The organism is Luteimonas wenzhouensis (assembly GCF_007859305.1).
Classification (GTDB): domain Bacteria; phylum Pseudomonadota; class Gammaproteobacteria; order Xanthomonadales; family Xanthomonadaceae; genus Luteimonas; species Luteimonas wenzhouensis.
Genome location: NZ_VOHE01000009.1, coordinates 40,990 through 53,785 on the forward strand (window position 1 = coordinate 40,990; position 12,796 = coordinate 53,785).

11 protein-coding genes and 1 tRNA gene are annotated in these 12,796 nt (G+C 72.1%); 5 read left to right on the top strand and 7 right to left on the bottom strand.

Going from position 1 to position 12,796, the window contains the following annotated elements:
- The first annotated feature begins 57 nt into the window (after positions 1 to 57).
- Together FQY79_RS13795 and FQY79_RS13800 are read left to right on the top strand one after the other, a co-directional pair.
- On the top strand, positions 58 to 1,365 hold the full coding sequence (locus tag FQY79_RS13795; protein WP_186760081.1) for an acyltransferase family protein: 1,308 nt from the start codon (positions 58 to 60) through the stop codon (positions 1,363 to 1,365).
- A complete protein-coding gene (locus tag FQY79_RS13800) occupies positions 1,355 to 2,224 on the top strand; it encodes an endonuclease/exonuclease/phosphatase family protein (RefSeq protein WP_246123131.1) in 870 nt (289 codons plus the stop codon). Before FQY79_RS13795 ends, FQY79_RS13800 begins: the two co-directional genes overlap by 11 nt.
- Here the strand turns inward: FQY79_RS13800 and FQY79_RS13805 are convergent.
- Entirely contained in the window at positions 2,197 to 3,330 is a 1,134-nt protein-coding gene (locus FQY79_RS13805) for a sensor domain-containing diguanylate cyclase (protein ID WP_186760087.1), read from the bottom strand. The genes FQY79_RS13800 and FQY79_RS13805 overlap by 28 nt on opposite strands.
- Positions 3,331 to 3,520: 190 nt before the next feature.
- Between FQY79_RS13805 and FQY79_RS13810 the strand changes: the two genes are divergently transcribed.
- The 3 genes from FQY79_RS13810 (at position 3,521) to FQY79_RS13820 (ending at position 7,695) form a co-directional block, all read left to right on the top strand.
- Positions 3,521 to 3,988 carry an FKBP-type peptidyl-prolyl cis-trans isomerase gene (locus tag FQY79_RS13810; protein WP_146313475.1) on the top strand — a complete coding sequence of 156 codons (468 nt, stop codon included), beginning with the start codon at positions 3,521 to 3,523 and terminating at the stop codon, positions 3,986 to 3,988.
- A 481-nt stretch (positions 3,989 to 4,469) separates the two neighbouring features.
- The gene (locus tag FQY79_RS13815) at positions 4,470 to 6,545 is read left to right on the top strand and encodes a M13 family metallopeptidase (protein ID WP_246123132.1); all 2,076 of its coding nucleotides are present in this window, start codon (positions 4,470 to 4,472) and stop codon (positions 6,543 to 6,545) included.
- 430 nt (positions 6,546 to 6,975) lie between these two features.
- Positions 6,976 to 7,695 carry an extensin-like domain-containing protein gene (locus FQY79_RS13820; protein WP_146313477.1) on the top strand — a complete coding sequence of 240 codons (720 nt, stop codon included), beginning with the start codon at positions 6,976 to 6,978 and terminating at the stop codon, positions 7,693 to 7,695.
- 10 nt (positions 7,696 to 7,705) lie between these two features.
- On the opposite strand, the gene FQY79_RS13825 is transcribed toward FQY79_RS13820, so the two are convergent.
- From FQY79_RS13825 to metX, 6 genes are all read right to left on the bottom strand, one after another.
- The gene (locus tag FQY79_RS13825; protein ID WP_222434292.1) at positions 7,706 to 8,794 is read right to left on the bottom strand and encodes a DUF2235 domain-containing protein; all 1,089 of its coding nucleotides are present in this window, start codon (positions 8,792 to 8,794) and stop codon (positions 7,706 to 7,708) included.
- Between the two features lie 85 nt (positions 8,795 to 8,879).
- Positions 8,880 to 10,019 carry a PQQ-dependent sugar dehydrogenase gene (locus FQY79_RS13830; RefSeq protein ID WP_146313534.1) on the bottom strand — a complete coding sequence of 380 codons (1,140 nt, stop codon included), beginning with the start codon at positions 10,017 to 10,019 and terminating at the stop codon, positions 8,880 to 8,882.
- 434 nt (positions 10,020 to 10,453) lie between these two features.
- The gene (locus FQY79_RS13835) at positions 10,454 to 10,861 is read right to left on the bottom strand and encodes a DUF1330 domain-containing protein (RefSeq protein WP_146313478.1); all 408 of its coding nucleotides are present in this window, start codon (positions 10,859 to 10,861) and stop codon (positions 10,454 to 10,456) included.
- 182 nt (positions 10,862 to 11,043) lie between these two features.
- Positions 11,044 to 11,130 (bottom strand) — tRNA-Leu (locus FQY79_RS13840).
- A gap of 40 nt (positions 11,131 to 11,170) precedes the next feature.
- Positions 11,171 to 11,623, bottom strand: coding sequence for a DUF2214 family protein (locus tag FQY79_RS13845; protein ID WP_146313479.1), 453 nt, complete (start codon positions 11,621 to 11,623; stop codon positions 11,171 to 11,173).
- Positions 11,624 to 11,661: 38 nt separating this feature from the next.
- Entirely contained in the window at positions 11,662 to 12,774 is a 1,113-nt protein-coding gene (metX, locus tag FQY79_RS13850; protein WP_146313480.1) for a homoserine O-acetyltransferase MetX, read from the bottom strand.
- Positions 12,775 to 12,796 lie beyond the last annotated feature (22 nt).

Sequence of the window (12,796 nt, forward strand, 5' to 3'; positions counted from 1 at the left end):
CACGCCGCGCCCGGAAGCATGCGGGCTAAGATGGAACGGTTCCGCCAGGGAGGGCCGATGTCCACGCCGCAGCGCGACCCCTATCCCGATGCCCTGCGCGCGGGCGCATTGCTGGTCGTGGTGCTCGGGCACTGGATCGCGACCCTGCCGCGGTTGCGCGACGGCCGCCTGGCGCAGACCGAGCACCTGCTCGCGGCCTGGGACGGCGCGGCTGTGCTCACCTGGCTGGTGCAGGTGGTGCCGCTGTTCGTGTTCGTCTCCGCCGCGGTCAGCGCCGAAGGCGTCGCCCGGCGGGTGGGCGTGGCCGGGCCGGCGCGGTGGTGGGCGGCACGCGCGCTGGCGCTCGCACGGCCGACCGTGACCTACCTGGCGGTGCTGGTGCTGCTGGCCGTGGCCGCCCTGGCATCGGGCGGACGGCTGCTGGGCCTGTTCGACCAGTCGCTGACCGTGCACCTGTGGTTCCTGCTGATGCTGCTGACGGTGCAGGCGCTGCTACCGTGGAGCCTGCGGATGGATGAGCGCTGGGGCCTGGGCGCGGTGGCGGGGCTGGTGGTGGTGGCGGCGGCGCTCGACGTGCTGCGGGCGGACGTGTCGAGCGCGCGCGACCTGGCCGCGCTCGGCAGCCGCGTCGCCCAGCGTCCGCCCGGCATCGCCTGGCTCAACATGCTGGTCGTCTGGCTGCTGCCGCAGCAGCTGGGCATCGCCTGGAAACGCGGACGCTTCCGCGGACCGCCGGCGGGCGTGGCGCTGCTCGCGCTCGGCGCCGCGTGGCTGGCGCTGGCGATGGCCAGCGGCTATCCGGTGGCGATGGTGGGCGTGGCGCTGGCCGGCAACAACATGCTGCCGCCGACCCTGGCCCTGGTCGGAGTGATGTGGCTGCAGGCCGGCGCGGTGCTGGCGTTCGAACCGCTGGCGCGGCGCATGCTCGCGGGCCGCGCGCCGCCGCGCGCGATCGCGGTGCTGGGCGCACTCGGTATGCCGCTCTACCTGTGGCACAAGCTGGCCGAGCTGCCTGCGGCGTGGCTGGGCGAACGGATGGGCCTGCCGATCGACGCGGGGCTGCCCGGCGAACCGGGCTTCTGGCTGGGCCGCGTGTGCTGGATCGCGCTGTGCCTGCTGATGGTCGCGCCGGTGCTCGCCGCCGTCGTCCGCTTCGAACTGCGCCGCGAGCGCGACGTGCCGGGCACCACGCGCGGCCGCTCGATCGCGATCGGCGGCGCCTGCCTGTACGCAGGCCTGGCCGTGGCCCTGGTCGGCGGCGTGTGGCCCGGCGCGGTCGTCGCGCTGCCGGCGGTTATGATCGCGTCCTGGCAGTTGCGCGCCCGCGGCGGGCGCGCCGGGCAGGAGTCGGACGATGCGAACTGAACCTTCCACCCGCCTGCGTCACTGGTGGATCGCCGCCTGCCTGCTGCTGGCGATGCTGGCCGGCTGCCGGACGCTCGAACCGGCGCCCGCACCGACGCTGCGGGTCATGTCGTTCAACGTGCTCGTGGCGCGCGACATCGAGGGCCCGGCCCGGTGGTCGGGACGCCGCGATGCGCTGGTACAGGTGATCGCCGACGCCGATCCGGACCTGCTCGGGACCCAGGAGCTGCTGCGCGAACAGGCCGACTTCATCACCGCGCGCCTGCCGCAGTACGCCTGGTTCGGCCACGGCCGCCGCGGCGATGGCGCCGCCGACGACGAGCACATGGGCGTGTTCTACCACCGCGAACGGATGCGCCTGCTCGACTCCGGCCACTTCTGGCTGTCGGACACGCCCGACGTGCCCGGCAGCATCACCTGGGGCACCAGGTATCCGCGCATGGCCAGCTGGGGCCTGTTCGAGCGGATCGCCGACGGGAAGCGGCTGTACCTGCTCAACACCCACATGCCGTACCGGGACGAGGACGCCACCGCGCGGGAACGCGGCGCGACGCTGATCCTGCGCCATATCGCCGGCCTGCCCGCCGACCTGCCGGTGGTGCTGGTGGGCGACTTCAACGACATCCCCGGCCACCCGCCGCACCGGGCGTTGACCGCGGTGCTGGACGACGCCTGGGAGCACGCGCCACGCCGTTCCGGGCCGGAGGGCACCGGCCACTGGTTCGAAGGCAGGGCCGAACGCCGCCTGGACTGGGTGCTCTCGCGCGGACTGCGGCCACGCACGGTCCGCCACCTGGACGACGCGGTGGACGGCGTGCTGCCGTCGGACCATTACCCGGTGCTGGTCGAGTTCGACTGAGGCGCCGGATCGCCTGGCGGCGCGGGGGCATGCGCCACCACCCGGTTGCGACCGGCCGCCTTGGCCCGGTACAGCGCGGCATCGGCCGAGCGCATCCAGGCATCCAGGGTCGGGTCCTGCGGCGACGCGGCCGCCACCCCGAGGCTCAGCGTGCACGACAGCGACGATGCACCGTCGAAGCGCAGGGCGGCGGTCTCGCGGCGGATGCGCTCGGCCACCTCCAGCGCCTGGGGCAGGGTGGCGTCCACCAGCAGCAGCGCGAACTCGTCGCCACCGTAGCGGCCGGGCAGGTCGCTCTCGCGCACGCTGTCGCGCAGCAGCGCCGCGATCCGCTGCAGCACCGCGTCGCCCATCGCGTGGCCGTGGCGGTCGTTGACCTGCTTGAAGTGGTCCACGTCCAGCAGCACCAGGGCGGCCGGGCGGCCGGTCCGCTGGAAGCGCGCCAGGGCCTCGGCCGCGACCTGCTCGAAGTAGGGGCGGTTGGCGACCTGCATCGCCGGGTCGGTGCGGTTGCGTCGCTCGAGCTCCCGGTTCTGCACCCGGATCCGCTGCCCCAGGCGGTTGGTCACCACGCTCAGGGCCACGGTGTAGACGAACAGGAACGGGATGCACAGCAGCAGGGTGCGGTCCGAGGCGCGGGGCTCGAACGGCCAGCCGAGCAGGCCCCAGGCGAGGACGAACCCCGCCAACAGGGCCAGGCTGCTGCGCTTGACCAAGCGCCAGCCGCCGGCGGCGATCTTGTCGGCGGTGGCCATGGTGACGAACAGCACCGTGGGCGCCAGGCTGACCGCGATCGCCGCCGACCAGGCACCCGACGCCGCCGCGTCCAGGGTCAGGCAGCGGAACTGCGCCCGGGCCGGATCGCGCGCGCGCCGGCACAGGCAGTTGGCCAGCAACGGCCAGCCCACCGCGTTGAACACCATCACCGCCCACAGCGGCCAGCCCACGCCGCGTTCGGCCAGGACCGACGCGATCGGCAGCGCGCACAGCACGGTGCCGAGCATCCGCATGCGATGGACCCGGCGCACGAACTGCAGGTCGCGCGCGCGGCGTTCGGCCACGGTCGCATAGGGCGGCATCGGCAAGGGCGGATCGCGCTGGTTCACGTCCAGGTTATCGGCAGCGCCGGGGATTACTGGACCCTCCGGTATGTGAAACCGTGAATGCGCGGTTTGCGTCGGCCCCCGGCGGCCGCTATCGTGGGCGGGCGTCATCGCACCGTGTGTTGTTCCGGTGTCCTGTCATCCGACGCGATCCCCTCGATACCCACCCCCATGCAATCCAAGGAGGATCTCCATGGAGATTACGGCTGCGCGCATCGCCAGCATCCACTACACCCTGACCGACGACGAAGGTCGCGTCATCGACCAGTCTTCGGAAGACCGTCCGCTGCACTACTTCCACGGCGCCGGCAACATCATCCCCGGCCTGGAGAAGGCGCTGGCCGGGCACCAGGCGGGTGACCGGCTGCAGGTGGACGTGCGCCCGGAGGAGGGCTACGGCGTGCGCAACGAGGCGCTGGTCCAGGACCTGCCGCGGCAGGCGTTCCAGGGCGTGGAGAAGGTGGAGCCGGGCATGCAGTTCGAAGCCCGCACCGAACGCGGCCCACTGCTGGTCACCGTGGTCGAGGTCGACGGCGACCGCGTGCGCATCGACGGCAACCACCCGCTGGCCGGGCAGACCCTGCACTTCGACGTGAGCGTGCTCGACGTGCGCGAGGCGACCGAGGACGAAAAGCGCGCCGGCCGCGCAGCGACGCGCTGAGCCGCTCGGGCCGGCCGGAACGATCCCGCCCGGCCCGGTCGGCGGTCGTGGCGCTCGCTCCGGCCGAACCCGACCGGGGCCGCCGCCGGAGGCGCGCACGGCCGCGTGGCGGGTCCCGGCGCGGGAGTGCCCCCGGGGCAGGGGGCACCTGACGCCGCGTGCAGGCGGAGCAGGGGACAGGCGCAAACGGCGGTGATCGCCCGGCCATCGGCCGATAGGGGTCCGGCAACGCGGCCAGCCCCTGCAGGCCACTGGACCGGCGTAAGCGGGTGCGATGGGTCCGCGGCAGGCAGGCGCGAGTGACCCCGCGGCCCGCGCCGGCGCCTGCGTGCCCTCGGTCGAGCGCGGCGGAAGCAGGCACACGCAACCAACCATGCCCTTTGGCCCGGGTGGCAGGCGCCGCCTGGTCGCTATGCTGGCGCCGACCGGACGCCGCGCCTGCGGTCATTCCGTCTACAAATCAATCATCTGGAGCAATGTAGTGAAGAGAAATCTCCTGTTTGCGGCGACCGCACTGGCGCTGGCGCTGTCGTTTTCGGCCTGCAGCCAGCAGTCGACCGCCGCCGAGGAGGCAGCCAGCGCGGCCGAGCAGTCGGCCATCAAGGCGCCGCGTTACGGCACCTGGGGCTTCGACGTCGAGGGCATGGACCGCAGCGTGCGTCCGGGCGAGGACTTCTTCGCCTACGCCAGCGGCAACTGGGCGCGCACCACCGAGATCCCGGCCGACCAGTCCAGCTATGGCAACTTCCGGGTCCTGCGCGACCTGTCCGAAGCGCGCGTGCGCGCCCTGGTGGAGAGCTATCCGAAGGCCGACCCGTCCACCGACGACGCGGCCAAGATCGCCACGCTCTACAGGGACTTCATGGACGAGGCCGCGATCGAGGCCCGTGGCGACGCGCCGCTGCGCCCGCTGATCGCCGAGCTGCGCGATGCCGCCGACAAGGACGCGCTGGTGCGCGCCAGCGTCGCCAACGGCTTCGGCGGCGGCCTGTTCCGACTGATGGTCGCCGATGACCAGCGCAACCCCGATGTCTACACGCTCTACCTCTCGCAGTCCGGCCTGGGCCTGGGCGACCGCGAGATGTACCTGCGCGACAATTTCGCGCCGCAGCGCGAGCGTTACCTGAGCTATGTCGCGCAACTGCTTGAACTGGCTGGCTGGGAGAGCCCCCAGGCCGCCGCGGCAAAGGTCCTGGCGTTCGAGACCCGGATCGCCGGGGCCCACTGGACCCGCGCCGAGAGCCGCGACCGCGACAAGACCTACAACCCGGTGAAGCTGTCCGAGTTCGAGGCCAAGGCCCCTGGCTTCCCCTGGGCGACCTTCTTCGACGGCGCCGGCGTGGGCGATGCCGAACTGGCCGTGGTCCGCCAGGACACCGCGATCCCGAAGATGGCGGCGGCCTTCGCCGAAGCCGACCTCGACACCCTCAAGGCCTGGCTTGCGGCCGACCTGGTCGACTCGATGGCGCCACTGCTGCCCGAGCGCTTCGTCACCGCCCACTACGAGTTCCGCGAGAAGTTCATGTCCGGCCAGCCCGAACCGCGCGAACGCTGGAAGCGCGGCGTGTCGTTCGTGGAAGGGGTGATGGGCGAGGCGATCGGGCGCGACTACGTGGCGCTGTACTTCCCGCCCGACGCCAAGGCCAAGATGGACGAACTGGTGGCCAACGTGAAGCTGGCCATGGGCGCACGCCTGGAAGCGCTGGACTGGATGTCGCCCGAGACCAAGGCCGAGGCGCGCGCCAAGCTCGAAGGGTTCGGACTCAAGATCGGCCATCCCGAGAAGTGGCGCGACTACGGTGCGCTCGAGGTGCGCGAGGGCGACGTCTTCGGCAACGCCCTGCGCGCCCGGCGCTTCGAGTGGGACTTCCGCCGCTCGCGCCTGGGCAAGCCCGTGGACAAGCACGAGTGGGGCATGACCCCGCAGACGGTCAACGCCTATTACAACTCGGTCAAGAACGAGATCGTCTTCCCCGCGGCGATCCTGCAGCCGCCGTTCTTCGACCCGGATGCCGACCCGGCCGTGAACTACGGCGCGATCGGCGGCGTGATCGGCCACGAGATCATCCACGGCTTCGACGACCAGGGCCGCAAGTCCGACGGCAAGGGCATGTTGCGTGACTGGTGGACGGCCGAGGACGCGGAGAAGTTCGAAGCCCAGGCCGCCAGGCTCGGCGCGCAGTACGAGGCCTACGAGTTTCCGCAGTTGCCCGGCATGCACATCAACGGCCGCGTGTCGATGGGCGAGAACATCGGCGACCTCGGCGGACTGACCATCGCGCTCGAGGCCTACCGCCGCTCTCTCGGCGGCGAGCCGGCGCCGGTGATCGACGGCTTCACCGGCGAGCAACGCCTGTTCCTGGGCTGGGCCCAGGTCTGGCGCACCCTGTGGCGCGACGACGCGCTGCGCCAGCAGCTGGTCAACGGCACCCATTCGCCCGGCCACATCCGAGCGTTCGCGCCGTTGCGCAACATCGACGCGTGGTACGACGCATTCGACGTGAAGGAAGGCGACCGGCTGTGGATCGCGCCCGAGGAGCGGGTGCGGATCTGGTAACGCATTGGCGGAGGGTTGCCCCCACCCCAACCCTCCCCCGCAAGCGGGGGAGGGAGCGCTCGCGTGCGGCGTCCCGTCGCGTTGCCCAGGTCCGCTTCGTCATCCCGCTGACGTCCCCTCTCCTTCCCCACGAAGCCGATGTTTCCCTCCGTCGCTCGCGGGGGAGGGCCGGTGGGGGACGCCCGCGCCAAGGCGCTGCTGCTCTCCCTCCCCCGCTCGCGGGGGAGGGCCGGTGGGGGACGCTCGCGCCAAGGCGCTGCTGCTCTCCCTCCCCCGCTCGCGGGGGAGGGCCGGGGTGGGGGCCACGTCCGTCGCGACTGAAGCGCTCCTGCAAGCGCAGGTCCTGCAGGCGCGGCTTCAGCCGCGGATTCCAGAGCGTGCGCGCGACACTCACGCGCGCTTGGTCCGCGCCCCCGCCACACTGCGCGCCATGGAGGCCCAACCGCGCCGCCTTGGCGGCCTGCTGTTACTGCTGCTGGTCGCGCTCGCCACCTGGGCGCTGTGGTCGGGCGCGCTGCGCGTGCCCGAGCGCTGGAATCCGTGGGCGCCGCTGCGCATCGACGCGGCGCCGAACCTGCTCACGCGCTTCAAGCTCGATCGCGCCGCCAGCGACCGCGACGCCTGCCGCGCGGCGTTGGCCCAGGCCGCGCTCGACGCGACGCCGCTGGAGGACCGGGTCACCGGCGACGGCTGCGGCTTCGACAACGCCTTCCGCATCGCGCGCACCAGCGTGGCGGTGGGCGAACCCTTCGCCCTGAGCTGCCGCAGTGCGCTGGCGCTGGCGATGTGGGAACGCCACGCGCTGCAGCAGGCGGCGACCACGCACCTGGGCAGTCCGGTGGCGCGGATCGAACACTTCGGCTCGTACGCCTGCCGCAACCTCTACGGGCGCGAGGGCGGCCGGCGCAGCCGCCACGCCACGGCCGACGCGTTCGACATCGCCGGCTTCGTGCTCGAGGACGGTCGCCGGGTGCGCGTGCTGGGCGACTGGGCAGCAGGCGACGATGCCTCCACACCCGAAGCGGCGTTCCTGCGCGCGGTGCGCGACGGCGCCTGCGACTGGTTCGACGTCGTGCTCGGCCCCGACTACAACGACGCCCACGCCGACCACTTCCACGTCGCTCGCGGCGGCGGACGCCTGTGCCGCTGACTCCGCTGGCTCAGGCCTCCGCGCGCGGGTCGCCGATCATGCGCAGGTAGGCGCGCAGGTTGTCGGGCCGGTAGCGGGGATCCTGGTCCCAGCGCCTGAGCACGCTCGGATGCAGCGACTGGGTGGGATCGCGCCCGGTGGCCGTCTTGCCCTCCGGCGTGTTCACCACTCCGATCACGCGGTCCTTGCCGGGCGTCAGCCGGTACAGCCCCGTCTTCGAATCGTGCGCCGTCGCCATGGGGTCCGGGTTGAGCGCATGGGTGGTGTCGACCTCGGCGTCGATCGCCAGCCCCGCCGCACGGGCGCGACCGCGCATCCACTCCAGGGCGATGTCCGACAGGCCCGACTCCTGCGGCGGATAGCCGCCGCCGATGTCGCTGTGCACGCCGCAGAACCAGACCTGCTCCACCACCTGTCCATCCTTCGGCTGGTAAGCCCAGATCGCAGGCTCGAACGGCGCACGCCGTTCGTCGACGGCCAGCGCGTGGCAGGCATGCTGCACGATCCCGCTCAGCTCGACATCGTGGAACCTGTACTTGTGCGCGGTGAGCGCGCGCAGCCCGCGCACCGGGATGCCCAGCGCGCCGACCGTGTCCCACACGCCCATGAAGCGGATCGGGACCGGGTCGTTCCCCGTCACCGAGCACTCCTTGCGGAACGCCTGCGCCGGGTCGTCGTCGGGGTGGTGGTCGTCGCAGTACAGCGAGATCGCTTCCCGGTAGCGCCGCGCATGCCGCAGCCGCAGGATGCCGCACTTGCGGATCATGCCGGCGAGGCTGCGCGCGGTGTAGGCACCGCGACTGAAGCCGAACAGGAACAGCTCGTCGCCGGGCTCGTAGTTGAGCACCAGGAAGCGGTAGGCCTCGTAGAGGTTGTCGTCCAGGCCGCGGCCGAAGGCGCCGCCGGTGAGCTTGTCGAGCGAGCCGCCGGTGCCCACGCCCTGGTCGTAGAACACCAGCTGCGGCATCGTCCCGGCGCGGCGCGCGGTGCGCAGCGCCAGCTTGATCACGTTGGTGGGGCAGGGCTCCCCGTTCTTCTCCTGGTCCGCGCTGTTCCAGGTGCCGTCGCAGAAGATCGCGATCCGTTTCATGTCGTCCATGGGGGCAGCGGCGCGGGGGCGCCGTTGCACCGGACTACGCTGCGCACGGGCGAAGGCGGACAGCCGCGCCGGTCGCGCACCCGGGTCAGGCGGGGGGCGTGAGTTTCAGCAGGCGCCCCGGGTTGGCGTCTTCCAGCAGCCAGATCGCGCCGTCCGGCCCCTGTTCGACCTCGCGGATGCGCTGGCCCATGGGATAGCGGCGGTACTCCGCTGCGTTCGTGCCGTCCAGGCGCACCCGGATCAGCGCCTGCGAGGCGAGGCCGCCGATGAACGCCTGGCCGCGGAAGGTCGGGAACAGGTCGCCGGAGTAGATGATCATCCCGGACGGAGCGATCACCGGCGTCCACCAGGCCTTGGGCGCCTCCAGGTCGGGTCGCGTGCTGTGGCCCGGGATCGGCGCGCCGCCGTAGTGGTTGCCGTTGGAGACCAGCGGCCAGCCGTAGTTGCGCCCGCGCAGGATCAGGTTGAGCTCGTCGCCGCCCTCCGGCCCCATCTCGTGCACCCACAGCCGGCCTTGGGCGTCGAAGGCGATGCCGAGCATGTTGCGGTGGCCCAGGGTCCACACCTGCGCGGCGACGCCGCCCTGCGCGAAGAAGGGATTGTCGGCCGGCACGCTGCCATCCTCATCGAGGCGGATGATCTTGCCCAGGTTGGTGCCCATGTCCTGGGCCGGGTCGAACTTCTGCCGGTCGCCGGAGGTGATCCAGAGCTTGCCGGACGCGTCGAACGCCAGCCGGTGGCTGAAGTGCCCCTGGCCGGTCACCTTCGGCACCTGTTCCCAGACCCGCGTGACCTGCGAGAGGTGGCCGCCGCCGGACGTGTCCAGCGCCAGCCGCGCATGCACCACCACCGCGCCGTAGTTCGGGCCGCTGCGCTCGATGTAGCTGAGGTAGATGCGACGGTTGCCGGCGAAGCCGGGGTGCAGGATCACGTCGCCCAGGCCGCCCTGGCCGCCGACCGCGACCGCGGGCACGCCGCTGACGATGCCGACGCTGCCGGTCCGCACGTCGACGAGCTTCAGCTGGCCTGCCTTCTCGGTCACCAGCGCCCGCCCGTCGGGCAGGAAGGTCATCGCCCAGGGCTGATTGAACGTGGCCACCGGCGTGCGGACGAAGGGCGGATCGGGCTCGACCACGCGGCGCCGCGGGCCGGGCCCGCCGGTCCCGCGCTCGACGTCGGCGGCACGGCTCGTGGCCCCGGCGGGCGCCCGCGCCGCCGGCGTCATCGCGGCCGGCGCGGAATCTCCGGCACGCACCGGTGGCGCGGCGCGGCGCGTGGACAGGATCGGCGGCGGTGCGGCGGCCGTGGCCGTCGCCTCGCTGGCGGCGGTCTTCGCCGGCGCGTCTTCCACGTCGTCGTCGCAACCGGCGACCAGCAGGAACGCAAGGGCGAGGCTGGCGAGGGAGATGCGCATCCGTGGCTCCGGGTCGGGGAAGGGGCGGCCGTGCGCGATCGCGGTCGAGCCCCGACCGTCCACGCCCGTCCGAGGCTTCCAGTAACCCGCGCCCCGTTATCGCCACGTGAGCCGGGATGCCGCGATCACGATGGTCCCGACGTCCACCACGCCTGCCCGACCCGCCACCACCCTGCAGCGGCCCCAGCCGCGCTCCACCGGCAACCGCACCCATCCGCCCCGCCCAGCGCCCCGTCCACTCGCGCCTACTCTCCGTACAGCGTGACCGGCACCAGCCGGGAGTCCGCCAGTGCCGCAGCCCGATGGCGCACGCTGGCCTGGTACTCGGGCATGGACAGCATGGTGCGGAAGGCGGCGGCCGACGGATAGCGGACCAGGAATACCTGGTCCCAGGTCTCGTCCGACGGAGCGATGAGCGAAGCATGCGCCCTGCCGCTGAAGATGACGCGCCCGCCGACGGCGGAGATCGCCCGAAGCGAGCCCTCGGAGTAGCGCCGGTAGGCTTCGCGTCCGCTGCACGCCTCGCCGGGATCGTCGTAGGCGGCCCGGTCGCGGAAGCGCAGCAGGTTGAGCATGACAACCGGCTTTCCTTCCGGCAGCGAGGCCAGGACTTCGAGCTGCCCGGCCGAGAGGAGGTCTTCGATGTTGCTCACATGACACCCGTAGGCGGACTGGAAGTGCAACGACCTGGCAGGCTGGCGAGGCCTTTGAAAGACAGGACTCGACGCCAGGGCATCGGCACGGACAGCGGACGGATCCGCCAGCTGCGGCCGCGCCGGACGGGACTGCAGGAACGGGCCGGAGAAGCCGTGGCAAATACGCGCAGCGAGGGCCCTGGTGCCGGAGGTGGGACTCGAACCCACACGCTTTTGAGGGCGGCGGATTTTGAGTCCGCTGCGTCTACCGATTCCGCCACTCCGGCGCGGGGGCGCAGTATAGCGGATGGGTCTGGTCGGCCCAGCTCAGAGGCCACCGTGGCGGGCCATGGCCGCGGCGAAGACGAAGATCAGGGCGACCAGCGCCAGTTCGATCCGGACGAGGGTGCGGATCCGGGCGACGCGGTCCGGCTCCGGCGTCCAGCCGGGCTGCTGGGTGGCCTGGCGGCGCCAGCCGATGAAGGCCAGGGTCGGCAGGATCGAGAGCAGGGCGGCGAGCACGAACGCGCCCACCTTGGCGTGGAACCAGGGGTTGTGCAGGTAGAAGCCGGCGCCCTTGACGCCCCAGAACACGCGCGCCACGCCGGCAAGCAGGAGCAGGCCGGCGGCGGTGCCGTAGCCGCGGTCCACGCCGACCAGGCGGCGCGCGGCCGCGGCATCGATCGGGCGCGCGAGCAGGGCGGACTGGATCGCCAGCATGGCGACCAGGCCGAACAGCAGCAGGTGGTGGGCCGAGGCCAGAAGGAAATCGCAGAACATGGCGGGCACTCCCGTGCAGGCACCCCATGTTCGCACCCTCAGAGGCCGTCGAGAAACCCCGAGACCGCCGGACCGAAGCGCTCGAAGTCGACCAGGAATGCGTCGTGGCCCTGCGGCGACTCCATGCCGACGAAGCGGGCGCGGGCGCCGCCCGCGGCCAGGCCCTCGGCGATCTCCTGCTGCTGCTCCACCGGGAACAGGATGTCGGTGCGGGCGCCGATGGCCAGCGCCTTGTCCACCTGCACCTGCGCCAGCGCCGCGCGCACATCGCCATCGGCGTACTCGGCCAGGTCGAACCAGTCCATCGAGCGGCTGAGGTAGAGGTAGCTGTTGGGGTCGTAGCGGCGCACGAAGCGGCGGGCGTGGCCTTCGAGGTAGCTCTCGACCTGGAACTCGAGGCCGAAGGGTTCCTCGTCGGGACGGTCGGACTCCAGTCGCACGCGGCCGAAGCGGCCGTCCCACTCCAGCGCCGAACGGTAGGTGATCACGCCCAGCTTGCGCGCGATGCGCATCCCCGATTCGGGATAGCGTTCGTCGCTGTAGTGGCCCTCGTTCCAGTTCGGGTCGAGGCGGATCGCCTCGCGCTGCAGCGAGCGCACCGCGATCGAGAACGGCAGGGCGCGGGCGCTGCCGCTGATGTTGATGTGGGCACGGCTGATGCCCGGGTGGCGATGGAGCAGGGCCAGGGCGGTCATTCCGCCCATGGAGTTGCCGATCACGCACGCGAGCTGCTCGATGCCGAGCGCGCGCACCACGTGCGCGGCGGCATCGGCCACGTCCTCGATCGACACGTCGGGGAAGCGCAGGCGGTAGGGTTCGCCGGTGGCCGGGTCGATCGAGGCCGGGCCGGTCGAGCCCTTGCAGCTGCCGAGCGGATTGACGCACACGACGTACCAGCGGTCGGTGTCGATCGGCTTGCTCGGGCCGAGCATCGCTTCCCACCAGCCCGGCGTGGGGTCGTCCTCGCGGCTGGCGGCGTGCGCGTCGGGCGACAGGCCGGGGCAGATCAGGATCGCGTTGTCGCCCGCCGCGTTGGGCCGGCCCCAGGTTTCGTAGGCCACGCGTCCGTGTTCGAGCACGCCGCCGCGCTTCATCCGGAAAGGGGAAGGCAGGTCGACCCAGCACGTGCCGGGGGGGATGAACTCGGTCATGCGCGGATTCTAAAGCCATCGT

Coding starts and splice junctions, on each gene's coding strand:
- FQY79_RS13830 (WP_146313534.1), bottom strand. CDS start 10,019: ATGACGCCGGCGGCGCGGGCGCCCGCCGGGGCCACGAGCCGTGCCGCC.
- metX (WP_146313480.1), bottom strand. CDS start 12,774: ATGACCGAGTTCATCCCCCCCGGCACGTGCTGGGTCGACCTGCCTTCC.
- FQY79_RS13825 (WP_222434292.1), bottom strand. CDS start 8,794: ATGGACGACATGAAACGGATCGCGATCTTCTGCGACGGCACCTGGAAC.
- FQY79_RS13810 (WP_146313475.1), top strand. CDS start 3,521: ATGGAGATTACGGCTGCGCGCATCGCCAGCATCCACTACACCCTGACC.
- FQY79_RS13795 (WP_186760081.1), top strand. CDS start 58: ATGTCCACGCCGCAGCGCGACCCCTATCCCGATGCCCTGCGCGCGGGC.
- FQY79_RS13820 (WP_146313477.1), top strand. CDS start 6,976: ATGGAGGCCCAACCGCGCCGCCTTGGCGGCCTGCTGTTACTGCTGCTG.
- FQY79_RS13800 (WP_246123131.1), top strand. CDS start 1,355: ATGCGAACTGAACCTTCCACCCGCCTGCGTCACTGGTGGATCGCCGCC.
- FQY79_RS13845 (WP_146313479.1), bottom strand. CDS start 11,623: ATGTTCTGCGATTTCCTTCTGGCCTCGGCCCACCACCTGCTGCTGTTC.